Genomic DNA, 24,466 nt, shown 5'->3' on the forward strand with positions numbered 1-24,466 from the left:
GGGAACGGCATGGTTCGCAGTATTGTTCGCCCGCTGGTGGGCCTGATATCGATCGCCGCGCTGGTGGCGGTGATCGCGCTGGCGGCGGTGATGTTCCGCGACGGCTTCGCCGATACCACGCGGGTCACGGTCCGGTCGCCACGCGCCGGGCTGGTGATGTATCCCGACGCGAAGGTGAAGATGCGTGGCGTCACCGTCGGCAAGGTGGCCGATGTGACCGAGCGGCCCGACGGTACCGCCGAGATCGGGCTGGCCATCTCTTCCGATCAGGTGCGCAGGATTCCGTCGAATGTGACCGTGGATATCGCTGCCTCCACCGCATTCGGGGCCAAGTTCATCGAATTCCTGCCGCCCCTGCAGCGTTCGACGGCCTCGATTCACGCCGGGCAGATCTTCGACTCCGATCACGTCACGGTCGAGATCAATACCATCTTCGAACGGCTGACTGCGGTGCTGGGGCAGGTCGAACCGGAGAAGTTGAACGAGACCCTCGGCGCGCTCGCGAGCGCCACCGACGGCCGCGGGGAACAGGTCGGGCGGATGCTGACCGACCTCGACTCGTTCCTGGCCAAAGTACAACCGGCACTGCCGGATCTGAGCCACGAGCTCGACGTCGCCCCGAACGTCGCGGCGTCCTACGCCGATGCCGCCCCGGACATCACAGCCACGGCCGGTAACGCCACCAAGATCAGCCGGACCCTGGTGGACGAGCAGCAGAACCTCGACGCCCTGCTGGTCAGTGCGATCGGCCTGGGCGAGGTGGGGAACCGGGTCGTAGGCGACAACGGCAATCAGCTGATCTCGATGGCACATCTGCTGGTGCCGACCGCCGAACTGCTCAACGAATACGGTCCCGGACTGAAGTGCTCGATCGAGGGCTTGGACTATCTCGACCACGTGCCGCCGGTGCAGTTACCCGGCATGGGCCTGACCGTCAACTTCCTGTGGGGTGCCGAGCCGTACCAGTATCCGCGCGATCTGCCGAAGGTCGCCGCGACCGGCGGACCGCAGTGTTCGGTGCTTCCGGTCGAGTACAACACCCATCCGAAATATCTGATCGTCGACGACGGCGCGGTGCCGTTCCCGAATACCAACCGGGGCCTGCGCCTCAATGTGCCGCTGCTGCAGAGCATGCTCTTCGGCGGTGTGCCGGCTGCCGCGTCCGCACCGAACGGAGCTCCGCGATGACCCCCCGTAGTGCGCCGCTGATCAAATTCACCGTTTTCGCGGTGGTCATGGTGCTGCTCTCGGCCTTCCTGGTCCTGGTCTTCGGGCAGTACCGCAGCGGGGACACCAACAGCTATTCGGCCGTATTCGCAGACTCCTCGGGAGTACACACCGGTGACAGTGTGCGGGTGGCCGGCGTCGAGGTCGGCAAAGTCCGCGGCGTGCACCTGCGCGACGACGACAAGGTCGTCGTCGACTTCGACGCCGACCGCAGCATCGTGCTCACCGGTGGCACGAAGGCCGCCGTCCGGTACCTGAACCTGGTCGGTGACCGTTACCTGGAACTGGCCGACGGTCCCGGATCCACCCGGGTGCTGTCCTCCGGTGCACAGATCCCACTGCAGCAGACGACACCGGCGTTGGATCTGGATCAGCTGCTCGGCGGGTTGAAACCCGTACTGCAGGGACTGAATCCGAACGACGTCAACTCGCTCACCTGGTCGCTGGTGCAGATCGTGCAGGGGCAGGAGGGGACGATCGACTCGCTGTTGACCAGGACCGCGTCGTTTTCCTCCCGGCTGGCGGGGACCAGTGATGTGGTGGGCAAGCTGATCGAGAACCTGAACCAAGTGATGAAGACGTTGTCGGACAGCGGAACCCAGTTCTCCGACGCCATCGACAAGCTCGAACAGCTGGTCACCCAGCTCTCGCAGGAGCGGGACCCGATCGGCGCGGCAATCGACTCGCTCGACGCCGGAACGGCCACGGTCGCCGATCTGCTCACTCAGGCCCGTCCGCCGCTGGCCGCCACGATCGACCATCTGTCGACCATCGCGCCGGCCGTCGACGCGGACTCCGACAAGATCGACAGCTCCCTGCAGCGAGCGCCGGAGAACTTCCGCAAGATGGCCCGCACCGGGTCCTACGGCAGTTTCATCCAGTACTTCGTCTGTGGGTTGACCATCCGGGTCAGCGACCCGAACGGGGAGGTGGTTCAGCTGCCCTGGATCAAGACCGAGACAGGAAGGTGCGCACCATAAATGTTGCATTATCGCGGCGCTCACCTGATACGGCCCGGCCTGGTCGGGATAGTGGTCATCGTCTGCCTGATCGCGATCGGCCTGCAGGCGCAGAAGTTTCTGGCGCTCGGCACCACGGTGCGCTTCCAGGCGCTGTTCGCCGAGGCGGCCGGACTGTCGGTCGGTGACGATGTGATCGTCTCGGGCGTACAGGTCGGAAATGTGCAGAAGATCGAGTTGGACGACGGCGATGCCCGGGTCACGTTCTCGGTGGACTCGACCGTTCGGCTCGGCACCGAGAGTTCGGCGCACATCAAAACCAGCTCCCTGCTCGGCAAGCGGAACATCACCGTGGAATCCGCCGGTCCCGGCCGGATGAGAACGCTGGACACCATCCCGGACTCCCGCACCTCGGCGCCGTATTCGCTGACCGACGCGGTCGGCGATCTGACCACCACAACCGCCGCGGTGGATACCGATGCGCTCAATCGGTCGCTGGACATGCTGTCGCAGACACTCGATCGCATCGCTCCGCAGGTCGGTCCGGCCTTCGACGGTCTGACCCAGTTGTCGCAGACGATCAACAGCCGCAACCAGTCCCTGCGGGAACTGCTCGACAGCGCCAAGACCATCACCGGGGTGCTCTCCGAGCGCAGCAGTCAGGTGAATGCGCTGATCCTGAACGCGAATTCGCTGCTGGAGGTGCTGGCCCAGCGCCGCCAGGAGATCGTGGAGCTGCTCGCCAACACCGCCGCGGTCTCCCAGCAGTTGTCCGGACTGGTCGCCGACAACGAGGCGAAGCTGGGGCCCACCCTGGACCGGCTCAATTCGGTCACCGCGCTGCTGGAGAAGAACCGTGACAACATCGGCAAGGCCATCCCCGGCTACGCGAAAGTGGCGCTCACCCAGGGCGAAGCGGTATCCGGTGGCCGCTTCTACAACGCCTACGTGGCGAATCTGATCGACGGACAGGACATTCAGCCGTTCATCGACCGTGCCTTCGGGGTGAATCCGCCGGCCCCGTTCCCGATACCGCATCCGGAGCCGCCGCGATGAACAAGCCTGCAATGAACAAGACCTGGATCGTCCGAGTAGTCACCGCACTGGTGGTGGTCGCCGTGGTCGTCTCCGGCGGTGTGGTGGGCTATCGAGCCCTGTTCGGGCCCAAGCACTTCACCGCCGTATTCAGCACCGCCACCGCGGTCTACCCCGGTGACGACGTCCGGGTCGCAGGGGTGCGGGTGGGACGGATCGCCTCGATCGAACCGCAGGGCGCCACCACGAAGATGGTGCTCGATGTCGATCGCGACGTGCAGATTCCGGCCGATGCCAAGGCCGTCATCGTCGCCCAGAGCCTGATCGCCGCCCGCTACGTCCAACTCACCCCGGCCTATCGCACCAGCGGGCCGACTCTCGCCGACGACGCGGAGATCCCGCTGGAACGCACCGCGGTACCGGTCGAATGGGATGAGATCAAAACCCAGTTGACCAAACTGGCAACGAGTTTGGGGCCGCAGGACGGCGCGTCGAGCAGTTCCATGGGCCGCTTCATCGACAGCACCGCCGATGCCCTGGGCGGCAACGGTGAGAAGCTGCGCCGGATGCTGGCACAGTTGTCCGGTGTGGGCCGCGTGCTCGCCGACGGCAGCGGAAATATCGTCGACATCCTGCGCAATCTGCAGACCTTCGTCGCCGCGCTCCAGGGCAGCGGTGCCCAGATCGTGCAATTCGAGGATCGGCTGGCGACGTTGTCCAGCGTGGTCGACGACAGCAAATCCGATCTCGATGCCGCGCTGCAGAACCTGTCGGTGGCCGTTGGCGAGGTCCAGCGCTTCGTCGCCGGGACCCGTGACAAGGCCAGTGAGCAGGTCCAACGACTGGCGAACGTCACCCAGAATCTGGTCGATCATCGCGGTGACCTGGAAAATCTGCTGCATATCGCGCCGAACAGCATCGCGAACTTCTATCACATCTACAACCCCGACACCGGCACCGAGGCCGGAGCTTTCGAGCTCAACAACTTCTCCAATCCGATGCAGTTCATCTGCTCCGGGGTGGCGAGTATCGAGAATGCCACGGCCGCCGAATCGGGGGAGAAGTGCCGGAAATATCTCGGACCGATTCTGCCGCTGCTCGCCTTCAACTATCTACCGTTCCCGTTCGATCCGGTCACCGGCCCGGCACCGGATCCGGACAACCTCATCTACAGCGAACCCGGCCTGATGCCGAAGGTCACCGAGCACGAGCCCGGCCTCCCGGCAGCGCACAACGTCGGTGATCTGCTCCAGCCGTGGGGAAGGTGAGCGTCATGATCAGGCGGATACTCGGCGTGGCAGCCTGTGTGCTGTTCACCGCCACCGGATGTGGGTGGCACGGGGTGGATGCACTGCCGCTGCCCGGCGCTACCGGCCGTGGCCCCGACGCCGCGACCTATCACGTGGAGCTGGCGAATGTCGGCACGTTGGTGTCCAACGCACCGGTGCTGATCGACGATGTCACGGTCGGCAGCGTCGGCGATGTCACGGTGCACGGCTGGCACGCCGATGTCGAGATATCCGTCCAACCGGATGTCGCGGTGCCCGCCAATGTCGTTGCGACGGTGGGACAGACGAGTCTGCTCGGATCCACCCACCTGGCCTTGAACGTGCCGGCCGGTACCGAGCCCACCGGACGATTGCAGCCCGGTGCGACCCTGCCGTTGAACAAGACCTCGACCTACCCCTCCACCGAACAGACGCTCGCTTCGTTGTCGGTGGTGCTCAACGGCGGCGGTATGGGGCAGATCAACGACATCATTCACAATCTGAACGCCGCCTTCTCCGGGCGTGAAGGGGCGATCCACGATCTGATTCCCCGGCTGGACACCTTCATGACCGTGCTGGACCAACAGCGCGAGAATCTGCTCTCGACCGTCACCCAGCTGAACCGAATGGCGGAAACCTTCGCGCAGCAGCGCGATACCGTGAGCGAGACGCTGCAACGGGTCGGTCCGGCGCTCGATGTACTGCTGACCGAACGCCCCAAGATCACCACTGCGCTGGACAAGCTGCGCACCTTCAGCGATACCGCGACCGGGGTGATCACGCAGGTGCAATCGGATCTGCTCACCGATCTGCGGAATCTGGAGCCGGCGCTGCAGCAGCTGGCCGACGTGGCACCCAAGATCGGCAGCGCACTGGATTTCCTGATGGTGTTCCCCTACGGGCAGTACGGAATCGACCACGGCATCCGCGGTGACTACATCAATCTCTTCGCCACCATCGACCTCACTGTGCCGCGCCTGAAACGTGAACTGCTGCTCGGCACTCCGTGGGGCGATCCGAACGCGGTGGTGCAGGCCATGGTCGGGGATCCCGGATACGGCAAGCAGACCAACGATCCGCTGGGCGCGCCACTGGATCCACCCGCACCGAACGGAGGCGGTCGATGATTCTCACCCGGTTCGTGAAAGCGCAGCTCGTCATCTTCGCGATCCTCGCGGTGATCGGCCTGGTGGCGATGGGCGTGCAGTACATGAAACTGCCCACCCTCGCCGGGGCCGGCCGGATCGAGGTGACCTTGCAGCTACCGGAATCCGGCGGGCTCTACCGTTTCGGCAACGTGACCTATCGTGGCGTGCAGATCGGCAAGGTCACCTCGGTCGCCCTCACCGACGACGGGGTGCGGGCGACGATGTCCATCGACGGTAGCCGCCGGATCCCGGCCGATCTGCAGGCACAGGTCCGCAGCGTCTCCGCCGTCGGTGAACAGTACGTCGACCTGCGCCCGCGCAGCGATGAACCGCCGTATCTGCACGACGGTTCGGTGATCGACGTCCGCCACGCCACCGTGCCGCAGCCCGTCGGTCCCATGCTCGACAGCCTGGACAGCATGGTGGCGAGTATCCCGAAGGACAAGCTGCACGGAATGCTCGGTGAAATGTTCACCGGTGTGAACGGTGCCGGCTACGACCTGGGATCACTGCTGGATTCGGCCTCCACCCTCGCCGCGGACGCCGACCGGACCGGCGACACGACCCGCGCGCTGCTGGAAGGCGCGCGACCCCTGCTGGATTCGCAGGACCAGTCCGCCGATGCCATCCGGATCTGGGCCCGCAGCCTCGCCGGCGTCACCGGTCAGGTCGCTGCCGACGACCAGCAGGTGCGGTCGCTGCTGGACAAGGGGCCCGGTGCCGCACAGGAAGCGACGAAACTCCTCGACTCGGTGCAGCTCACCCTTCCGGTACTGCTGTCGAACCTGACCTCGATCGCGCAGCTGGGCGTGACGTATCACGCCGGGCTGGAACAGATTCTGGTGCTGTTGCCACCGGAAGTGTCGATCGTGCAATCGGTGCAGCCGACCAAGAACGCGCAGGGGCTGGGTCTGGGTGACTTCCGCATCAGCGGCACCTCCGCCCCGCCGCCCTGCACGGTCGGATTCCTGCCGCCGTCGGCGTGGCGTGACCCGTCGGACACCACCACCATCGACACACCCGACGACATCTACTGCAAACTGCCGCAGGACTCCTCGGTCGCGGTACGTGGCGCCCGCAACTTCCCGTGTGCGACCGTGCCGGGGAAGCGGGCACCGACGGCCGAGATGTGCAAGAGCGACGAGGAATTCGTGCCGCTGGCCCCGGATCAGCCGGTGGTGGGCCCCTACCCGCGTGACCCCAATCTGGAATCGCAGGGGGTGGCGCCCGATTCGCGGTGGGATGCGCCTCCGCCACCCGCCCCGCCCGCGCCGGGCCCACAGTTGCCGCAGCTACCGCAACTGCCGCAGTTGCCGCTTCCGCAACTGCCTCCGATTCCGGGCCTGCCCGCTCCGGCAGCGCCCGCTGCGGTGCCGGAGCGTACGACCGGAAAGCCCGCGCCCTCCGTCGGAGTCGCTCGATACGATCCGCACACGGGCAACTACCTGTCGCCCGACGGGACCATGTACCGGCAGCAGGATCTGGCCACGGCGCGGCCGGACAGTTGGAAGGACCTGATGCGGCATGCGTAGTCGGACAGGCTGCGGGACAACCGGATAGGAACGAAGGGAGCGCCGGTGCCGAATGGTCGGCACCGGCGCTCCTCTCCGTACGACTCGGCCGCAGGCGCTCTACACCGGATCGAAGGCGGAGATCTTCCATTTCCCGTCGACCTGTGACAGCGACACCTTCACACTGCTGGAGGTCATCGCCGGATCGGGCTTGTCCGAGGTGGTGGTGGTCTGGTTGATGAAGACCAGGACCTGCGCCGAATCCGGTTCGAGTTCCTCGACGGCCGACCGCACCACCGCGGCCTGCGTCTTCACCGCCTTCTGCTTGGCGGTGGGTGCCACCACCTGCTGGGTGAACTGACTGTAATAGGTGAGGAAATCGCCCGTCAGAAAGGATTTGGCGGCCTGGAGATCATGGTCGAGCGTATCGGGTGCGTAGGACAGCAACGCCACCGATCCGTCGGATGCCGCGGTCACGGCCGAGTGGGCGGCCGCATCGTCGGTCTGCTGGTCGGAACGGTACTGCGTGAAATACACCGTGGTGGCGGCGACCACCGAGGCCGCGGCCAGTCCGGCGACCAGCCCGGTCCCGAGGTGGGCGCGGTGCCGGCCCACCCACAGGCGGGCCGCACGCAGCCGCCCGGTGCGGACCGGGCCGGTGGAATCGGCAGCGGTGGATGGCTCGGCGGCTACCGCTGTGGCCGGCGCGGTGCCGGTGGGATCGGTGGCATCGTCGGACTCGGCAGTGGCGACCGCATCGGCGTCGGCTCGGTTCAGGTCTGGGGTGTCAGCGGTTGTGCTCACGGTACGAACTCCACTTTCGACATTTTCAGCAGGCCGTCGACGCGCTCCACGGTCACACTCAACCGCCAGGCGCGGGGTTCCTGTTGTGCACCGGCGGAATTGGTGACCTTGGAGGAGGCGGCGACCAGGACCACCGCGGAGTCGTCGGTCATCGACTGCACCGCCGCGGAATTGACCTTGCCTTCGGTGGCGACCTTGGACTGCTCGATCACCTTGGTGAAATCGTCGGCACGGGTCTGGAAATCGCTGCGGAAGCTGCCCGTGGAGTCGTCGAGGACCCGTTTGACATCCGCGGCGGCGTGCGTGAAATCCAGCGAGGTCAAGCTGGTGACGCCCTGCCGTGCGGCGGCAACGAACTCCGCCTTGCGCTGCTGCTCACCGGTGACGGTGTGGTGGTGCCACACGAAGTAGCCCGTGCTGCCCACGCCCGCGCACAGCACCAGTACGGCGACCGTCGTGGCGATGGTGCGGCGCCCGGGCCGGGTGACCGAGACGCGCCGAGGCCGAGGGATCGAGACACGCGGGGGGCGAAGTGCACGGCGCAGACGCCGGGCCTTGGCGGCGCGCGGTGTGTCTCGGTTCGCCGCGACGCTCCCGGACGGTGCCGGCGGTGGTTCGGAACGGGGCGAGGCATCGGCCGGTTCCGGGGTCGAAGCGTCCGGGATGGCGGTGTCGGCGTTCGACGCAACGGCCGTGGTGTCGGCATCGTCGGATGCTGAGGGTTCCGGGACGGTGGGTGCAGATGTACTGCGATCGGATGTCGTCGCCGGCGGTTCGGGCGAGCTTGCGGTGCTCACGGGATTCCCGGCGCGGCGGCGCAACTGGGTTGCCCGGGCCCGGGCCCGGGCGGCCGCGGCGGTGGCCTCGGCGGCTACTGCCTCGGCTTCGGCCTCCTCGGCGGCCAGTAGCAGGTCGTCGCCGACGGGGTCCGCCCGTGTTTGTTCATGACCGGATGTCACTGCGTCGCTCCGTTCGTCGCTGCGGGCCGGGCAGTCGATGAGAATAATATTTCCACTTCTCGAGAACAGTACTCTAACTGTGTTTGCGACGGAACGCTGCTGGTATTGCCGGATCTGCATACGAAGAAGGGATTGTCATTTGCAAAGATGAAGAATATCCTTCTCGTACGGTGGAGGGAGGCGCCATGATGCGAGGTGGGCGATCACCTGTCGCCGTTGTATCCGCGGCCGAGCCGCATCCGGATCCGTTCCGCAAGAGGTGAATCAGTGACCATCAGCGCGGCCAGTGACGTCCACTACGACCCCTACGACGTCGAGCTCAACGCCGACCCGTATCCCATGTTCCGGCGCCTGCGCGAGGAGCAGCCGCTGTATTACAACGAACAGCACGACTTCTATCTGGTGAGCCGATTCGCCGATGTGAACGCCGGTCTGATCGACAAGGACACCTTCATCTCCGGGCGCGGCGCGATCCTGGAGCTGATCAAGGCGAATATCGAAATCCCACCCGGGGTACTGCTTTTCGAGGACCCGCCGGTGCACACGATCCATCGCAAGCTGCTGTCGCGAATGTTCACTCCCCGCAAGATCCAGGCACTGCAGGACAAGATCCGCGGCTTCTGTGCCGCCAGCCTGGACCCGCTCGTCGGAACCGGTCGCCTCGACTTCATCGCCGATCTCGGTGCGCAGATGCCGATGCGCACCATCGGCATGCTGCTCGGCATCCCGGAACAGGATCAGGAGGCGATCCGGGACTTCGCGAACGAGCAGATGCGCACCGAGGAGGGGCAGCCGATGAAGGCCGCCTCCGAAGGTATGGTGTCCGGGGACATCTTCGGGCCTTATATCGATTGGCGCGCCGAACATCCGTCCGACGACATCATGACCGAACTGCTGACGGTGGAGTTCACCGACGAGACCGGCACCGATCGCCGCCTGACCCGGGACGAACTGCTGATGTATGTCAACGTCGTCGCGGGTGCGGGCAACGAGACCACCACCCGATTGATCGGATGGGCAGGCAAGGTGCTCGCCGAACATCCCGATCAGCGCCGGGCACTGGTCGAGAACCCCGCCCTCATACCGCAGGCCGTGGAGGAGTTGCTGCGTTTCGAATCACCGGCGCCGCACGCCTGCCGCTACGTCACCCACGATGTCGAGTACTACGGACACCGGGTGCCGGCGGGCTCGACGATGATGTTCCTGATCGGCGCCGCCAACCGTGACCACCGCCAGTTCGCGCCCGACGGCGACGTTTTCGACATCCATCGCGCAGCACAACCGCATCTGGCGTTCAGTGTGGGTACTCATTTCTGTCTCGGGTCGGCGCTGGCCCGGCTGGAGGGCCGGATCGCGATCGAGGAGATCCTGAAGCGGTTCCCCGAATGGGACGTGGACCTCACCCGGGCCAGGCTGTCGCCGACCTCCACCGTGCGGGGCTGGGAAACCCTGCCGGCGCATACTTCCGGGTAGCGAGCCGCAGCCACTTCCACCGGATCGCGGTAGCCTCGGCGGGGACGATACCCGGCGAGACGAAGTGGAGCCTGGCGATGACCGAAGATGTATCCGCTGTCCGCACTACGGAAGACCCCGGCGCCCCGATCGTGGTCGCGGCCGACGGTTCCGAGATCTCCTACCAGGCCGTGGTGTGGGCCGCGGTGGATGCGGTGCTGCACGGCCGCCGCCTCGAGATAGTGGTCGGCGCCGTGCTGCCGACGGGGTTCGGCTCCGAGATATGGGCCGGGTCGGCGGACTGGGCGCGGGAGGACGGCGAACGCATTCTCGCCGAGGCCGCCCGGGTCGCCCGGCTGGTGAACGGCCCGCTCGAGGTCAAGGCCGAGCTGGTATTCGATCCGATCATCCCCACCCTGGTCGAGCGTTCCGAGCATGCGCACCGGCTGGTGGTCGGCAGCCGCGGTCGTGGGGCGGTCAAACGGGCACTGCTGGGCTCGGTCAGCACCGCGGTCGTGCATCGCGCGCAGTGCCCGGTCGCGGTGATTCCCGGTAATTCGGCGACGGATGTGGTGACCGCGGCGCAGCCGGTGGTGGTCGGTGTGGACGGCACCGAGAACAGCGTGCCCGCGATCGGAGTGGCCTTCGACGAGGCCTCGCGCCGGCGCGTCCCGTTGATCGCCGTGCACACCTGGAGCGATGTCAGCCTGCCGGAGGTGGCGGTGGCGGGCTGGGACAGCATGCGCGAATCCGAACGTGCCACGTTGTCGGAAAGTCTCGCCGGTTGGCGCGAACAGTATCCGGATGTCGACGTGCGGCCGGTGGTCTGGGCGGATCGTCCGGCGCGTGCGCTGACCGCCGAATCCGAACACGCGCAACTGGTGGTGATCGGCAGCCACGGACGCGGGGGATTCACAGGGATGTTGCTCGGATCCACCGGCCAGGCGCTGCTGCAGTCGGCGGAATGTCCGGTACTCGTGGTGCGCCGGCGCTGACGGATCGCACCTGCTGGGAACAGATTGCGCCGGGCGGTGTCACCGCCCGGCGCAGCGCGCGGCTCACACTCGTGCGCCGGAGAACTCCCGTTCCGGCTCGTCGGCCGGAACCGTGCTCACCGGGAGTGCCGCGAGTCCGCGGATCAGCAGGCTCTTGCGCCAGCTCAGTTCTTCGGGCGCCACATCCAGGGACAGGTGCGGGATCCGGTCCAGCAGCCGGTTGATCGCGACCGTGGCCTCCATCCGGGCCAGTGCGGCGCCGAGGCAGAAATGGATACCGTGGCCGAAGGCGATGTGCCGGTTGTCCGCTCGGTCGGTGTCGAACCGATCCGGTTCGCTGAACCGGGACGGATCCCGGTTGGCCGCTGCCACGGAGATCATGATGAACTCGCCCGCGCCGATCTCCTGACCGCCGAGTGTGATCGGCTCGGTGGTGTAGCGAGCCGTAGCCAGGTGGATCGACCCGTGGCTGCGCAGCACCTCCTCGACGAACGCGGGCACCGTCTCCGGTTCCGCCTGCAGCCGCCGTGCGAGCGCGGGCTCACGCAGCATCTCGTAGACCGCGTTGCCGATCAGGTTGACCGTGGTCTCGTGACCGGCGGCCAGGAGCAGCAACAACATCGAGATCAGTTCGCTCTGGTCGAGCCGGTCGCCGTCCTCCTTGGCGACGATCAGCTCCGAGAGCAGGTCCTCGCCGGGAGTGGCGGTGCGCTCCTCGATCAGCTTCGTCATATAGGTGAAGAAGCTGATGCCGGCTGCGGTGCGTTCCTCGATGGAGGCGGAATCGTTCACGACCACTGCCGTCCAGGCGCGGAAGTCGTCCTTGTCGTCGTCGGGAACCCCCAGTAGTTCGCAGATCACCGCGATCGGCAGCGGGAAGGCGTAGCTGTCGAGCAGGTCGGCGCGCTCACGGGTGGCCAGCTCGGCCAGCAGTTCGTCGGCGATGGTGGTGATGCGGGGACCGAGTTGCCGGACGGCGCGTCCGGTGAAGGCCTTGGTGACCAGCTTGCGCAGCCGGGTGTGCTGCGGCGGGTCGGAGAAGAGCATGTTGTCGTTGATCGCGGCGTTGAAGGTGTCTGCGGCTCCGTTGCGGGCCAGGACCTCCTGGCCTAGCGGGGAACCGATCTTCTTGCTGATACCGGGCTCGGTGAAGGCCTGTTTGGCGACCTCGTGATCCACCACAAGCCAGCCCAGCACACCGTCGAGCCGGATGCGGTGAATCGGCCCGCGCGCCCGTAGTTCGCGGTAGACCGCATGCGGGTCCTGGTAGAAGTCGTCGGTCAGTTCGAGGATCGGGTCCGCGGCCGTCACCGGTGCCCGCCCGCCGACGACGGGACAGCGGAGTCCGCCGGGGGAGCGTACGAAAATTTCACGTGCCAAATTCCTTTCGACGTTCGATCGGAAAGCATCTGCACTCGGTCGATTGACCGGAAAAGCCTACGGCTGGAAAGAATTTGGCCCCCGGGCTGGAGCGTCCGGTGACCGGCCGGGCTCTTCGGCACGATCATCGCACACCGGGGCCGGTGTCGCGGGCACCGGTCCGTCACGGCAGGCTCTCCACTCCCGTGCGGGGCGGCGCGGTCGGATGTTGCCCAACATTCGCTGTCGAGGCGTGATCTTTCTGAGTCGTCAATTTACAGGAATCCCTTGCTTGGAAACTGGGCGCTTGATATGTTGCCTCCGTCACTATTACCTACTGGAACTGACCATCAACTCTCAGGCGCGATTCCGGCGACTGAGGGTGATGCAGCATGCGCACAAGGAGATTCACCAATGGGTTCTTTGACGGACGTTATTACCGCGATCATTCCGGCGCTGGGTTCCGCCGTGGCCGGCGACGGTCTGTGGGATACCTTCCTCGGCTCGCTCGGAAACATCCTCTAGAAGTCACCGCAGAACCAGAACAAAGCCGTCGGTTTTCTGTGTGGAAAACCGCTGCCCGAAAGATTCAGGAGTAAATTATGGGATCACTCGTCGATATTCTCGGTGGCGCCGTCGGTAGTGCCGCTCCGCTCGGCACCAACCTGGTGAACGCGCTCATCAGCCTCAGCGGCGGCACGCCGGCCGCGGGCAAGTAGAACGAAGATATCGACGGTGGGGGCGCGCTCGGTACATCGAGTGCGCCCCCACTGTGCGGTGCAGGGGCGAAGACGGTGGTGCGAGTGAAGTTGTCCGGTGGAGTACGTGTGATCGCCTGTGTGGCGGCCTCTTCGGCGACAGCCCTGACCCTGGCGGTACTCCCGCCACAGGCGGCGGCTGCGCCCGCGGGCGGCACCGCCGCCGTGGCGCACCTGGTGAGCGAGACCGCGGGACAGGGCCGGCAAGTCGAGATCAGCGTCTATTCCCCGTCGATGGATCGCGATATCGCGCTGCAGGTGCTGCGTGCCGCCGATCCGACGCGCCCGGCGCCGACGCTGTACCTGCTCAACGGTGCCGGCGGTGGTGAGGACGCCGCGACCTGGCTGGCACAGACCGATGCCGCGAAGTTCTTCGCCGACAAGCAGGTCAACGTCGTGATTCCGAAGGAAGGCGCGTTCAGCTACTACACCGACTGGCAGCGCGCCGACGAGGGACTGGCGGCGAAGCTGGGCAACAACGGCAAGAACATGTGGGCCACCTTCCTCACCGAAGAACTTCCGCCGGTGATCGATTCGACCTTCGACAGCACCGGCGCCAATGCCCTGGCCGGCATCTCGATGGCCGGAACATCGGTGCTGGACCTGGCCATTCACGCGCCGGAGCTCTACCGCAGCGTCTCCGCCTACAGCGGCTGCGCCATGACCAGCGACCCGGTCGGGCAGTCGTTCGTCACCCTGGTGGTCGGCCTCGGCAAGGGGGATGCCGAGAACATGTGGGGTCCCACCGGCGGCCCGGGCTGGAAGGAACACGACCCGTATCTGAATGCGGACCGGCTGCCGCATATCCCCATGTACATCTCCAGTGGTTCCGGCCTGCCCGGCCGCCACGACACGCTCGCCGATCCGGGGATCGACGACGACGGCCGGGTACTGGCCAATCAGGTGCTGCTCGGTGGCGGAATCGAATCCGCGGCGAACTACTGCACGGTCGCACTCGCCGAGCGCACGCGGGCGCTGGGGCGCACCGACATCACCTACAACTTCCACCCCGAAGGGACTCACTCCTGGGGGTACTGGGAGGACGACCTGCACAAGTCGTGGCCGATGATGGCCGCCGCGATGGGGGTCGACGAGCCGTCCTGACCGCGGCTACCGCGCGGCTTCGACAGCGGCGACCAGGCGCCGGAACGAACGAATCAGCAGCTCACCGTAGTGGGTGGGGTCGGGCAGCATGGCGGTGTCGGAGCTGAAGGCGATCAGTAGTCGGTCGGCCTGGGAAACGACCAGATGCCGCAGTCCGTCACCGTCCATGATCGGGAGTACTCCGAAGGCGGCGATCATCGGAGCGCCGAGAAACTCCAGGTGCTCCGCGACCGGTGGCACGTTGCTGATCGTGGTGTTCATCAGCGGGACCGTGTCGACATCGTCGAATACCCGTTGGGCCCTGGCCCATCCGGCCAGTCGCAGCAGCCAGGCGGGCGAGGTCTGCACGCGCGCCTCGCGGGCGATGACCGCGGGGTCGGACCAGCGTTGTTTCTCCAGCCGGGCCGACCGGCTGATCGCGCGTAGCCGCTCGAGCGGATCGGTCTGGTCGGTATGCAGGTCGACCGACATCTGGCACAGCTGATTCGCCGAATCCCATCGGGCGATACCGCGCATCGAGATCGGCACCATCGCGGCCAGCGCGCCGGGCGCGGTCTCGCCGCATTCGGCGAGATAGTCCGCCAATGCGCCGGAGACGACCGCCAGCATCAGGTCGTTGAGGGTGGTGCGGTCCGGGCAGGCGTGTTTCGCCGCGCGCACCTCGGCCATCGGAATGGTGACCAGGTCGAAGGTGAGATCGGGGGTGATCCGCCGATTGAACCGGGTGGCCGGGCGCAGCGGAATCGGTTCGCACAGACCGCCTTCCGCGACGCGGTCGGCGACCGTGGCCGCGGCCGCCCGGGTGCGGGCCAGGCCGGAGAGGAAGCGGGCGAGCCGGTACGGGGCGACGGCGGCCGCGCGCAGCAGTGCGATGGGTGCCGACCACGAGCCGGTGGCGACCGGAATCGGTGCCGGAGCAGCGTCGGGCGCGAACAGCTTCAGTTCCAGCTCCCGGGTCGCCATCCCGTCGCCCACACTGTGATGGAACTTCAGCAGCGCGATGGTGACCGGCGCCGCGGCTCCGGGGAACCCCGCGACCTCGGTGAAGACGTGTAGCTCCCAGGGTGGTCGGGTGAGATCCAGCTGTACCGAGGCGATTTCGGAGATCCGCCCCCGGACCTGCGGCCATGACTGCGGCCCCTCGGTCGTCACATGCTCGTCGATGTCGAAACCCGCATCCGGCACCCAGTACGGCAGATCGGCATCGCCCGGTACGCGGGCGAGGCGCCGCTGGAACAGGGCGGAGTGGCCCAGTCGCGCCTGCATCCAGGCTCGTACGTCGGCCGGGTCGGCCGGGCCCGCCGCTGCGGCTGCAGCGTCGAATACATAGGCCGCGACGATATTGGACGGATGCCGCTCGAATTCGTCGTAGACGAATACCGCATCGCGCGCGGTGAGTTGTTCCGCGGTGACGTGTAGTCCGCTGCCCGCGCCGCGGGCCGTTTTCGTTGCCATGGTTGCTCCTGCCCGGGCAATTATTTCCTGCGGCGGAGTGTACAAGGAGGAATGGTTCCGCGGCAGTTCTCCTGGAAAGAGGATTTGTGCCCCGGAAAATGAGGTCTTTCGGTAATTGCCGCAATGCTGTCCGGGGAGTAGTGGCCGCGGAGCCCGGCGTGCAGACGGGCGTGCAGACGGATCATGCATCGATGACGGATAGCCGATCGGTAATGCGCTTCGACTATTAATGACATTTCGGCTCGGAATTAAGAGGAGTGGCCCCGATCGATTGCCCGTCGCATGTCTACGCGGGAGTAACCGGCGGGGCGCAACTCGCGCACTCCCCATCGTTGGGGGGTGGCGGGTGTTGTTCGTCGGAGGGCGCGCTGGCAGTGTCGTCCCCCGCGGGACAGCTGCGGCACGAGGGACGTGATGGGATCTGACACCGGCCGGCATCCGACCGGCTCCGAATTCGATCGGGGGCCGGGAGTTGCTGCGCCGCAACCCTTCGGGCCGCCGGTGGGGCCCCCATCGCACCTGCCTGTCGGGCACGGTCCGGCGCGCCCCGGCGGGCCGGGCTGGGCGATCGACCCCGACGCCATTCAGCGCACGCTCGGCACCGCCACCCGGCGCACGGTGGCACCGCGCAGCGGAACTCGCAGGCGGTGGATGACGGTGCTGTTCGCAGTGCTGGTCGCGGGCTCCGCCGGAGCCGGTATCACCGTCGCGGTCACGGCGGGTTCCCGCGGCGAGCCGGGGACGGCGATTGCCGCGGCGACGACCGTCTCGTCGGGTGCGGTGTCGCCCGGTACGCCGGAACCGCCGGGCGTCCCCGTGGTCCCGGTCCCCGGGCATTCTCCCTCGGATGTGTCGTGCGAGCCGGCGGCCGGGGACGTGATCGTGGGCAACGGGCCCGGTGGTACCGATACCGGGCCGAACGCCGTCCTGGGCTTCGAGTACGCGTACTACACCGAACGTGACGGCCTGCGCGCGCAGGAGTTCGTGGCCCCGGACACGGTGAATGTGGCCGGGGCTCGAGGGTTGCAGCAGGCCATCGACACCGTGATCCCGCCCGGTACCACGCACTGTGTACACATCCGGCCCGCGGGACCCGAGTTGTTCGAGGTGGACATCGACGAATACCGGCCGGGTGGACAACATCTGACCTATCGCCAAACGGTCCGTACGGTCGTGCGCGACGGGCGCACCCTGCTCTACGAGATCGGTGATCGCGGGTAGTGAGAAGCAGCAGCAGGCTGCGCCGGGGATACCGCGGACTCACCGTCGCGAAGGTGCGCGCCCTCGCCGGCGGCATCGATGTAAGCGCCTCGCGCGTAGGGACTGGACCGAACCTGTGGCACACGTGGCGTGGGGACGTTTCGGATTCGAGCCCTTCACCAGCTGATCCGATACCGGATGTGGTTGGCTGTAGCGTCAGCGTTTACGCGCCGATCGATCGGGAAGGGTGTCATGGCGGAGGAAGTGCTCGCGGAGATGGTTTCGACCGTCTTCGAGATCGTCGCGCAGGAAGGTGCGGCGGTGCATGAAGGTGACACCCTGGTGCTGCTGGAATCGATGAAGATGGAGATTCCGGTGGTGGCCGAGGGGGACGGCACCGTCGCATCGATCAATGTGAAGCCCGGCGATGTGTTGCAGAAGGGCGATTTGATCGCGGTCATTTCCTGATGTCGACGCTCAGCGATCTGCTGGCCGAGCACACCGACCTGCCCGGTGCGGCCGTCGACCATCTGCAGCGGGTGGTGGGGGACTGGCAGTTACTCGCCGATCTGTCCTTCGGTGATTTGCAGCTGTGGGTCGGAGCCGGCCCGGTGCCGGAGGGGGCCGATGTGGTCTGCGTGGCGCAATGCCGGCCCACTACCGCACCGACGGTGCAGCCCGACGATCTGGTCGGGACGCTCGCGTCGCGGCAGGACCATCCGCATATCTTCCAGGCCCTGGAGTCGGGACATATCGTCCGTGTCGACGGCGACGGCGAATCGCTGGGGGGCTATCACCCCGCGCCCCCCGGGGTCGTCCGGGAAGGTATCCCGGTGCGGTGCGGCGACGATGTGATCGCCGTGCTGGTCCGCGATACCGACATGCAACGCACCAAGGTGCGGGGCAGTCTCGAGCACGCCTACATGAGCTGTGCCGACGACCTGTGCCAGATGATCGCCGACGGCTCCTTCCCGACCCTCGAGGACCGCACCGGGTCGCATTCCAGCCCGCGTGCCGGCGACGGTTTCATCCGCCTCGACACCGAGGGACTGGTCGTCTATGCCAGCCCGAACGCGCTGTCGGCCTATCACCGGATGGGGTTGCAGAGCGAGCTGGCCGGTCAGGATCTGGCGCAGTCCACTCGTTCGCTGATCACCGATCCGTTCGACGCGCAGGAAGTCGTCACCGATATCCAGGCTGCCCTGGCGGGGAAGTCGGGGCGCCGGATGGAGGTGGAGGCACGCGGCGCGACGGTGCTGCTGCGCACGCTGGTGCTGCGCCCGCACGGCGAGCTGGCCGGGGTCGCGGTACTGGTGCGCGACGTCACCGAAGTCAAACGCCGCGATCGCGCACTGCTCTCCAAGGATGCGACCATCCGGGAGATCCATCATCGGGTCAAGAACAACCTGCAGACCGTGGCCGCCCTGCTGCGGTTACAGGCCCGTCGCACCGAGAACGAGGAGGCGCGGGTCGCACTGACCGAATCGGTGCGCCGGGTCACCTCCATCGCCTCCGTGCACGAGATGTTGTCGATGTCGGTGGACGAGGAGGTCGACCTCGACGAGGTGGTGGACCGGCTGCTGCCGATCATGGCCGACGTGGCCACGGTGCACACCGCGCGGATCAAGGTCCGGCGCGACGGATCGCTGGGCGTCTTCTCCGCCGAACGGGCGACTCCCTTGGTGATGGTGCTCACCGAACTGGTGCAGAACGCGATCGAGCATGCCTTCGATGCCGGTGAAAACGGCACTGTCACAATACGTTCCGAACGGTCGGCACGGTGGCTGGATGTCATCATTTCCGATGACGGGCGCGGCTTGCCGGAAGGTTTCAGTCTGGAGGGGTCCGACCGGCTCGGCCTGCAGATCGTGCGCACCCTGGTGACCGCGGAACTCGGCGGATCGATCGGAATACATCCCGGCCCGGATATCGGTACCGATGCGGTACTGCGAGTCCCGCTCGGCAGGCGTACCGCGCGCTGAAACGCGTCGAACATCACAACTCGTGCAAAACGTCACTCGCGGTAATCGGAAATGCCGAAAATACGTCCTGCTAAATGCCGCGCAAATATCGGTACGGCCACAGAAACAGTGAAACCCGGCACCGTAAAAGGTGCCGGGTCCGAATGCGTTACCGGCGGGCTGTGCGGGTGATGCGTGCCGGTAACGCGGGTAGCGACGTGTCAGACGACGCTACGCGTACGGGTGCGAGCGTTACGCCGCTTCAGCGCCCGACGCTCATCTTCGCTCATACCACCCCACACGCCGGCATCCTGCCCGGAGGACAGGGCCCAGGACAGGCAGTCGGCAGTGACGGGGCAGCGGGCGCAGACCAGCTTGGCATCGGCAATCTGTGCGAGCGCAGGACCACTGTTACCCACCGGGAAGAACAGTTCGGGATCCTCGTCGCGACAGATGGCCTTGTGGCGCCAGTCCATTCCTCTGCTCCTTTGCATGGGCGCACCGAAGGCGCCGCTGGTTTGTGGTCAGTTCACTTGTGCGACTCGAATGTTTCCGCACGGTTGCTTGTGAATGCTTTCACGAACACCGTAGATGTCAATAGCCTTCGGATGCACCGTGGGGAAGCTCACGCTTTAAAGCCCTGAAAAGCCGGGCCCGCGGAGTCCTTTGTACTCGCTTGTACCGGTCTTCGCAGCACAACCGCGATGTTTTCTCAGCTGTGTCGGCGGGATCCGGGCTCCGGCGCGACTACTTCGAGCACATCGGGCACGGAGGTGAAATCCACCACGTTGCGCCGGCCGACAAAATCGCCATCGATTTGCAGCCCGACCTCCGCGGCGGCCTCGATGCGCACCGACGGCACGTCGTCCTCGCGAAACAGATTGCGGCCCTTGGGGTCCCCGTTGGCCGCCAAAAGTTGCCGGGCAACCGACAGCGTCGAGACGACACCCATGCTACGCATCGCGAACACGCCGAGCCCCGCCTCGAAGGTGGTACCCGGATTGGTCCGCACCGGAGTGCTGTCCAGATAGGTCCACGGACTGGTGTTCGTGATGAATGCGTAATGGACCCCCGCTACCGGATCGCCGCCCGGCACTCGGAGCGTGATCACGGGATCGCGACGTTTGGCCCGGAAGAACTGCCGGACCGTTGTGCGCAGATAGCGCGCGGGAGTGGCGGCACGACCTGCGGCCCGGCTGCGGTCGATGGCCTCGCACACATCGGCATCCAACCCGACCCCGGCGCTGAACGCACACCACCGCCCGTCGGCCACCATCAGGCCGATGCGGCGATCGCCCGCATGTGCCGCGTCGAGTGACAGCAGATCGATGAGCTGATTGGTCGCGGCCACCGGATCGGGTTCGATTCCCAGCGAACGCGCGAACACGTTCGCCGAACCACCCGGGATGACCCCGAGGCGCGGGTTCCAGTTCCGCGGCCCCTGCGCCGCAGCGGATTCGGCACCGGTGCCCGGCAACGGGAGGAACCCGTTGATCGTTTCGTTGACCGTGCCGTCGCCGCCGTGCACGACGATGAGATCCATCTCGGCCTCGGTCGCCCACTGCGCCAGTTCGGCGGCGTGCCCGCGATGCTGGGTATGCGCAACGATGAGCTGGGTGCGGCTCTCCAGCGCATGGGCGAGCAGGTCCCGAGTGGCCGGAGTGGTCGAGGTGGCATTCGGGTTCACGATCAGCAGCGTCCGCACCCTGAGCAGCCTACTGAGCGATGGTTCTAGGCTGAACGCGTGGCGAAACAGAACGCGGACAGCAAGAGCACGGGCGGTATCGGCGGCGGTACGGGCGATACGACTCCGGGCACGGTGCGCGCCGCGGGTGCGCTGGCCACGGTCGAGGGACTGATCGGTGTGATCATCGCGATCGTGCTGGCCGTGCAGGGCGACGACAAGACGGCCTACGGCACCGCTGCCTGGTTCGTGATCCTGGCCGGTGCGGTGCTGGCGGCCGGTATCGGTCTGCTGCGCGGACGGCGCTGGGGTCGCGCCATCGTCGTGATCGCCCAGATCCTGCTGTTGCCCGCCGCGTGGTACATGCTCAGCTCACATCGGCTGGAACTGGCGATCCCCGTGGGTCTGGCGGCGCTGGTCACACTCGGGCTGATCTTCTCCCCGCCCTCCGTACGCTGGATGGCCGAGGCCTACGACGATGTCTCGGACTGACGCCACATCGGCCACAGCAGCGGCCCGCCGGCGGTAGCGTCGAGTTCGCCGCGCCGCTCGAATCCATAGCGTTCGTAGTAGGCGATATTGCTGAACTTGCTGGACTCCAGATAGGCCGGTGCCCCGGTGGCGTCGCAATGCGCGAGCCGCGGCCGGAGGAGCGCCTGTCCGTACCCCTGACCGCGCACCGCGGGTTCGGTGCCGACAATGGCGAGATACCAGTGCGGTTCGGCGGGATGCGCCTGGTTCATCCGCACCGACATCCGGCCCGCGGCGACCAGCCGTAGCCGGAACGCCCGGGCCAGCGACCACAGCATGCGCGGTGAGTCGCCGGCGCCCGGATCCCAGGTGCCGGGTGGTAGCCAGACCGCGCCGCCCACGATCCGCCCGGACTCGTCGAATGCCGCGTCCACGGCGCCGTGCGGCAGATACAGATGGTTGATCAGCGCCTCGAACATCAGCGCCGCGCGTCGGGGCCGGCCCCGTTCGCTCGGTATGCACCACTGGATCATCGGATCGTCGTCGAAGGCCCGTGCCAGCACCCGCGACAGCTCCGGTACCGCCGATTCCACGACCGGGCGCACGGTGATCTCCATCGGCTCAGCCTACGTCCGGCGGTGGTGTTCCCAGTCGCGTCAGAGCGGTGCCGTCCAGCCGGAACCCGGTCCATTCGTCCTGGGCGACGGCGCCCAGCGCACGGTAGAACTCGATAGCGGGGGTGTTCCAGTCCAGCACCGACCATTCCACCCGGGTGTATCCACGGGCGACGGCCTCTTGTGCCAACGCGGTCAGCAGGGCCTTGCCCAGCCCGCGCCCACGCGCCCGGGGCGCGACGAACAGATCCTCGAGGTGGATCCCGTGCTTACCGATCCAGGTCGAGTAGTTCAGGAACCAGATCGCACATCCGGCGACCCGGTCGCCGGTGGTCGCCACATGGGCGAACACCGCCGGTGCCGGGCCGAACAGTGCGGTGCGCAGATCGTGCTCGGTGAGCGCGCACTGGTCGGGGGCGCGCTCGTATTCGGCCAGACCGTAGACGAGTTCGACCAGGGCAGGGAGATCGTCGGGGGTGGCGCGGCGAATCATCGGGTGGCTCCGGCGGGGTCGGGGACAACGTCCGCGGCGACGATATTGTGCGCCAGCACGGTGTGGTCCTGGTGGTCGTGGCCGAGCACACTGATCGCCGCGGTGGACAGAAAGAAGCGCCGGCCTTCGCGGGCCGGGAAGCCGGCCCATCGTGCGATCAGTACCCGCGAGAAATGCCCGTGCCCGACCAGCACCACGTCGCGCGAACGCAGCGGTGCGGCCACCGACTCCAGTACCCGGTCGGCTCGGGCGCCGACCTGGGCGAGCGATTCGCCGCCGGGCACCGCACCGGTGAACACGGTCCACTGCGGCGCCGTCTCGCGGATCTGTGGTGTGGTCAGTCCCTCGTAGTCGCCGTAATCCCACTCCGCCAGATCGTCGTCGATTCGCGGATCGTGGAGTCCGGCCAGGGCCGCGGTCCGCACGGCGCGGGTACGCGGGCTGGTGCAGACCAGCGGATCGTGCAGATCGAGCCCCGTCAGGACCGCCGCGGCGGCGCACGCTTGGCGCTCACCGGCCTCGGTGAGTGCGATATCGGTACGTCCGGTGTGCTTGTGCGCCGCTGACCACTCGGTCTCACCGTGCCGTAGCAGGATCAGCCGGTGGTCGGTGTCGGATGCGCTCATGCTCTCGATCATGCCGCACCGACAGGCACTGCCCGCTCCGGCTGTGGCAGCGCGACACCCTCGTGCGCTGTGGCGGCTGCGCTACGGCAGTCTGCGGCCAGGGCGGCGTGCGCGTGCGGCAACGGCCTCGCGACGCCCGGGCGGCGGGTCAGCCGAGGCCGTAGAGGCGGCCGCCGCGCAGCTCCAGCACGGTGTCGCCGCTCATTGCCAGCGAGATCGGTTCACCGTTATAGTCGCTGCGCTGCAGCGGGATTCGGCGCGTCTCCGCTCCGGTGGCGGGGTCCAGTGCTGCGATACCGTCGGCGACCGGCAACAGAATGCTTCCGGCCGCCAGCGCCGGTGCGCCCAGTGCGTCCGCGGCTGTCCACTGCGGTTCGAAAGTGGTGGCGTTCAACGCGATCACGCTGTTTCCGGTGAAGACGAAATACGCCGATCCGAGCCGGACCACCATGGCGTTGTCGGCGATCGGCGCGGTGAGCCGATGGGTGGTGAGCAGATTGGCCGACGCGTCGTAGACCGCGAATTCCGGTGGCGTGCCGCCGGTTCCGGGAAGGTAGAGCACGACCCGGTTGTCCGATACCGCGATGACACGGGCACCGGCGCCGGTAGCACCGGGCTCGGTCAGTACGTGCGAGCCGTATTCCTCCGGTGTGGAGGCGTCCTTGGGTGCCGGATTCAGCACCGTCAATCGGGCGGCAGTCTCCTCGGGGCAGCGTTCCAGCACCGCGAGCCTGCCGCCGCCCGCCGTCGCGGACAGCAGATCGCAGCCGGTGCGGGGCTGGGTGTGCGGATTGACCGGTGCGTCCACGTAGCCGTACTCGAGCGTGCGCACCAGATCCGAGCGCCACATCTCCAGGCGTTTCGGCCCCTGCGCCAGCACGTAGGTGCCGTCGGTGGACAGCCTCAGCTCCGAATCCATGTAGCTGCTGCGGGCCGTGCGCCGGGCGCCGTCGCCGGCTCCGAGCATGGTGGTCTGACTGCAGCCCCGATCGTCGCGGTAGGTGGCGACGACGGTGCCGAACTGGCTCTCCACACCGCACAGCGGAATATCTCGGCGGTACTGCCACAGCTGGTGCCCGTCCACCGGGTCGAGCCCGCGCACGGTACCGCCGTCGCCGGTGATCGCGACACCGCTCGCGGTGAGCGCGCGTAGTGCGGCACCGTCGGGCGCATGCCAGCGTTCGGTGAGCGAGTCCGGTAGCCGGTCGGCCGCGGACACGGCCGAGGCCGGGTGGGCGGCCGGTTGCGACTCGGTGCCGCGGGCAGCACTTTTCACCCACACGACAGCAGCCACGATCGCCACGACGACGGCAATCGCGACTGCGGCATAGAGGTCGGCGCGCGTCCGCCGCTCGGGTGCGAGCACGTCAGCGAGACTAACCG

General features: G+C 66.9%; 23 protein-coding genes. 13 read left to right on the top strand and 10 right to left on the bottom strand.

Annotation, left to right across the window (positions count from 1 at the left end):
• Positions 1-9 precede the first annotated feature (9 nt).
• The 6 genes from NV2_RS18930 to NV2_RS18955 are packed head-to-tail and all read left to right on the top strand — an operon-like array spanning position 10 to position 7,169.
• Positions 10-1,188, top strand: a complete 1,179-nt coding sequence (locus tag NV2_RS18930) for an MCE family protein (protein ID WP_084475058.1) — start codon at positions 10-12, stop codon at positions 1,186-1,188.
• Positions 1,185-2,207, top strand: coding sequence for an MCE family protein (locus NV2_RS18935; RefSeq protein ID WP_067875973.1), 1,023 nt, complete (start codon positions 1,185-1,187; stop codon positions 2,205-2,207). The genes NV2_RS18930 and NV2_RS18935 overlap by 4 nt, the downstream gene beginning before the upstream one ends.
• Positions 2,208-3,242 carry an MCE family protein gene (locus NV2_RS18940; protein WP_067875977.1) on the top strand — a complete coding sequence of 345 codons (1,035 nt, stop codon included), beginning with the start codon at positions 2,208-2,210 and terminating at the stop codon, positions 3,240-3,242.
• Positions 3,239-4,489, top strand: a complete 1,251-nt coding sequence (locus NV2_RS18945) for an MCE family protein (RefSeq protein WP_373863585.1) — start codon at positions 3,239-3,241, stop codon at positions 4,487-4,489. Before NV2_RS18940 ends, NV2_RS18945 begins: the two co-directional genes overlap by 4 nt.
• 5 nt (positions 4,490-4,494) lie before the next feature.
• Positions 4,495-5,616 carry an MCE family protein gene (locus tag NV2_RS18950; RefSeq protein WP_067876273.1) on the top strand — a complete coding sequence of 374 codons (1,122 nt, stop codon included), beginning with the start codon at positions 4,495-4,497 and terminating at the stop codon, positions 5,614-5,616.
• The gene (locus NV2_RS18955; protein WP_067876276.1) at positions 5,616-7,169 is read left to right on the top strand and encodes an MCE family protein; all 1,554 of its coding nucleotides are present in this window, start codon (positions 5,616-5,618) and stop codon (positions 7,167-7,169) included. The genes NV2_RS18950 and NV2_RS18955 overlap by 1 nt, the downstream gene beginning before the upstream one ends.
• A 99-nt stretch (positions 7,170-7,268) precedes the next feature.
• On the opposite strand, the gene NV2_RS18960 is transcribed toward NV2_RS18955, so the two are convergent.
• Together NV2_RS18960 and NV2_RS18965 are read right to left on the bottom strand one after the other, a co-directional pair.
• A complete protein-coding gene (locus tag NV2_RS18960; protein ID WP_067875983.1) occupies positions 7,269-7,952 on the bottom strand; it encodes an Rv1363c family protein in 684 nt (227 codons plus the stop codon).
• Complete coding sequence (locus NV2_RS18965; protein ID WP_067875986.1) at positions 7,949-8,911, bottom strand: Rv1363c family protein; 963 nt, start codon at positions 8,909-8,911, stop codon at positions 7,949-7,951. The genes NV2_RS18960 and NV2_RS18965 overlap by 4 nt, the downstream gene beginning before the upstream one ends.
• Positions 8,912-9,178: 267 nt before the next feature.
• Here NV2_RS18965 and NV2_RS18970 point away from each other — a divergent pair, with 267 nt between their 5' ends.
• Positions 9,179-10,384 carry a cytochrome P450 gene (locus NV2_RS18970; protein WP_067875989.1) on the top strand — a complete coding sequence of 402 codons (1,206 nt, stop codon included), beginning with the start codon at positions 9,179-9,181 and terminating at the stop codon, positions 10,382-10,384.
• 77 nt (positions 10,385-10,461) lie between these two features.
• Positions 10,462-11,358 carry a universal stress protein gene (locus NV2_RS18975; protein ID WP_067875991.1) on the top strand — a complete coding sequence of 299 codons (897 nt, stop codon included), beginning with the start codon at positions 10,462-10,464 and terminating at the stop codon, positions 11,356-11,358.
• A gap of 63 nt (positions 11,359-11,421) precedes the next feature.
• On the opposite strand, the gene NV2_RS18980 is transcribed toward NV2_RS18975, so the two are convergent.
• Positions 11,422-12,669, bottom strand: a complete 1,248-nt coding sequence (locus NV2_RS18980) for a cytochrome P450 family protein (RefSeq protein ID WP_067876279.1) — start codon at positions 12,667-12,669, stop codon at positions 11,422-11,424.
• 842 nt (positions 12,670-13,511) lie between these two features.
• On the opposite strand from NV2_RS18980, the gene NV2_RS18985 reads away from it, so the two are divergent.
• Positions 13,512-14,579, top strand: a complete 1,068-nt coding sequence (locus NV2_RS18985; protein WP_373863586.1) for an alpha/beta hydrolase — start codon at positions 13,512-13,514, stop codon at positions 14,577-14,579.
• Positions 14,580-14,585: 6 nt separating this feature from the next.
• Here the strand turns inward: NV2_RS18985 and NV2_RS18990 are convergent, their stop codons facing one another.
• The gene (locus NV2_RS18990) at positions 14,586-16,034 is read right to left on the bottom strand and encodes a wax ester/triacylglycerol synthase family O-acyltransferase (RefSeq protein WP_067875994.1); all 1,449 of its coding nucleotides are present in this window, start codon (positions 16,032-16,034) and stop codon (positions 14,586-14,588) included.
• A 414-nt stretch (positions 16,035-16,448) separates the two neighbouring features.
• Between NV2_RS18990 and NV2_RS18995 the strand changes: the two genes are divergently transcribed.
• The 3 genes from NV2_RS18995 (at position 16,449) to NV2_RS19005 (ending at position 19,216) form a co-directional block, all read left to right on the top strand.
• Positions 16,449-17,255 carry a DUF8176 domain-containing protein gene (locus tag NV2_RS18995; protein WP_067875997.1) on the top strand — a complete coding sequence of 269 codons (807 nt, stop codon included), beginning with the start codon at positions 16,449-16,451 and terminating at the stop codon, positions 17,253-17,255.
• Between the two features lie 231 nt (positions 17,256-17,486).
• Positions 17,487-17,702 (top strand): biotin/lipoyl-binding carrier protein, encoded by a 216-nt coding sequence (locus NV2_RS19000; protein ID WP_067876000.1) that lies wholly within the window; start codon positions 17,487-17,489, stop codon positions 17,700-17,702.
• Positions 17,702-19,216, top strand: coding sequence for a sensor histidine kinase (locus tag NV2_RS19005; RefSeq protein ID WP_067876011.1), 1,515 nt, complete (start codon positions 17,702-17,704; stop codon positions 19,214-19,216). The genes NV2_RS19000 and NV2_RS19005 overlap by 1 nt, the downstream gene beginning before the upstream one ends.
• 200 nt (positions 19,217-19,416) lie before the next feature.
• Here the strand turns inward: NV2_RS19005 and NV2_RS19010 are convergent, their stop codons facing one another.
• On the bottom strand, positions 19,417-19,671 hold the full coding sequence (locus NV2_RS19010) for a WhiB family transcriptional regulator (protein ID WP_030516005.1): 255 nt from the start codon (positions 19,669-19,671) through the stop codon (positions 19,417-19,419).
• Positions 19,672-19,907: 236 nt separating this feature from the next.
• Positions 19,908-20,900, bottom strand: a complete 993-nt coding sequence (locus NV2_RS19015) for a diacylglycerol/lipid kinase family protein (RefSeq protein WP_067876014.1) — start codon at positions 20,898-20,900, stop codon at positions 19,908-19,910.
• A gap of 39 nt (positions 20,901-20,939) precedes the next feature.
• Here NV2_RS19015 and NV2_RS19020 point away from each other — a divergent pair, with 39 nt between their 5' ends.
• Entirely contained in the window at positions 20,940-21,371 is a 432-nt protein-coding gene (locus NV2_RS19020; RefSeq protein ID WP_245662671.1) for a hypothetical protein, read from the top strand.
• On the opposite strand, the gene NV2_RS19025 is transcribed toward NV2_RS19020, so the two are convergent.
• The 4 genes from NV2_RS19025 to NV2_RS19040 all read right to left on the bottom strand — a co-directional run bounded on the left by NV2_RS19025 (position 21,350) and on the right by NV2_RS19040 (position 24,449).
• Positions 21,350-21,967 carry a GNAT family N-acetyltransferase gene (locus NV2_RS19025; RefSeq protein ID WP_067876017.1) on the bottom strand — a complete coding sequence of 206 codons (618 nt, stop codon included), beginning with the start codon at positions 21,965-21,967 and terminating at the stop codon, positions 21,350-21,352. The genes NV2_RS19020 and NV2_RS19025 overlap by 22 nt on opposite strands.
• Positions 21,968-21,971: 4 nt before the next feature.
• Entirely contained in the window at positions 21,972-22,457 is a 486-nt protein-coding gene (locus NV2_RS19030) for a GNAT family N-acetyltransferase (protein WP_067876020.1), read from the bottom strand.
• Positions 22,454-23,083 carry an acid phosphatase gene (locus NV2_RS19035; protein ID WP_245662672.1) on the bottom strand — a complete coding sequence of 210 codons (630 nt, stop codon included), beginning with the start codon at positions 23,081-23,083 and terminating at the stop codon, positions 22,454-22,456. Before NV2_RS19035 ends, NV2_RS19030 begins: the two co-directional genes overlap by 4 nt.
• A 148-nt stretch (positions 23,084-23,231) precedes the next feature.
• On the bottom strand, positions 23,232-24,449 hold the full coding sequence (locus tag NV2_RS19040) for an Rv3212 family protein (protein ID WP_067876027.1): 1,218 nt from the start codon (positions 24,447-24,449) through the stop codon (positions 23,232-23,234).
• Positions 24,450-24,466: the final 17 nt, after the last annotated feature.

Source organism: Nocardia vermiculata NBRC 100427 (genome assembly GCF_001613265.1).
Taxonomy (GTDB): Bacteria; Actinomycetota; Actinomycetes; order Mycobacteriales; family Mycobacteriaceae; genus Nocardia; species Nocardia vermiculata.

Excerpts from the sequence above, each read along its gene's own strand:
- NV2_RS18930 (WP_084475058.1), top strand. The coding sequence starts at position 10 with ATGGTTCGCAGTATTGTTCGCCCGCTGGTGGGCCTGATATCGATCGCC.
- NV2_RS18935 (WP_067875973.1), top strand. The coding sequence starts at position 1,185 with ATGACCCCCCGTAGTGCGCCGCTGATCAAATTCACCGTTTTCGCGGTG.
- NV2_RS18940 (WP_067875977.1), top strand. The coding sequence starts at position 2,208 with ATGTTGCATTATCGCGGCGCTCACCTGATACGGCCCGGCCTGGTCGGG.
- NV2_RS18945 (WP_373863585.1), top strand. The coding sequence starts at position 3,239 with ATGAACAAGCCTGCAATGAACAAGACCTGGATCGTCCGAGTAGTCACC.
- NV2_RS18950 (WP_067876273.1), top strand. The coding sequence starts at position 4,495 with ATGATCAGGCGGATACTCGGCGTGGCAGCCTGTGTGCTGTTCACCGCC.
- NV2_RS18975 (WP_067875991.1), top strand. The coding sequence starts at position 10,462 with ATGACCGAAGATGTATCCGCTGTCCGCACTACGGAAGACCCCGGCGCC.
- NV2_RS18990 (WP_067875994.1), bottom strand. The coding sequence starts at position 16,034 with ATGGCAACGAAAACGGCCCGCGGCGCGGGCAGCGGACTACACGTCACC.
- NV2_RS18995 (WP_067875997.1), top strand. The coding sequence starts at position 16,449 with ATGGGATCTGACACCGGCCGGCATCCGACCGGCTCCGAATTCGATCGG.
- NV2_RS19000 (WP_067876000.1), top strand. The coding sequence starts at position 17,487 with ATGGCGGAGGAAGTGCTCGCGGAGATGGTTTCGACCGTCTTCGAGATC.
- NV2_RS19005 (WP_067876011.1), top strand. The coding sequence starts at position 17,702 with ATGTCGACGCTCAGCGATCTGCTGGCCGAGCACACCGACCTGCCCGGT.
- NV2_RS19010 (WP_030516005.1), bottom strand. The coding sequence starts at position 19,671 with ATGGACTGGCGCCACAAGGCCATCTGTCGCGACGAGGATCCCGAACTG.
- NV2_RS19025 (WP_067876017.1), bottom strand. The coding sequence starts at position 21,967 with ATGGAGATCACCGTGCGCCCGGTCGTGGAATCGGCGGTACCGGAGCTG.
- NV2_RS19030 (WP_067876020.1), bottom strand. The coding sequence starts at position 22,457 with ATGATTCGCCGCGCCACCCCCGACGATCTCCCTGCCCTGGTCGAACTC.
- NV2_RS19035 (WP_245662672.1), bottom strand. The coding sequence starts at position 23,083 with ATGAGCGCATCCGACACCGACCACCGGCTGATCCTGCTACGGCACGGT.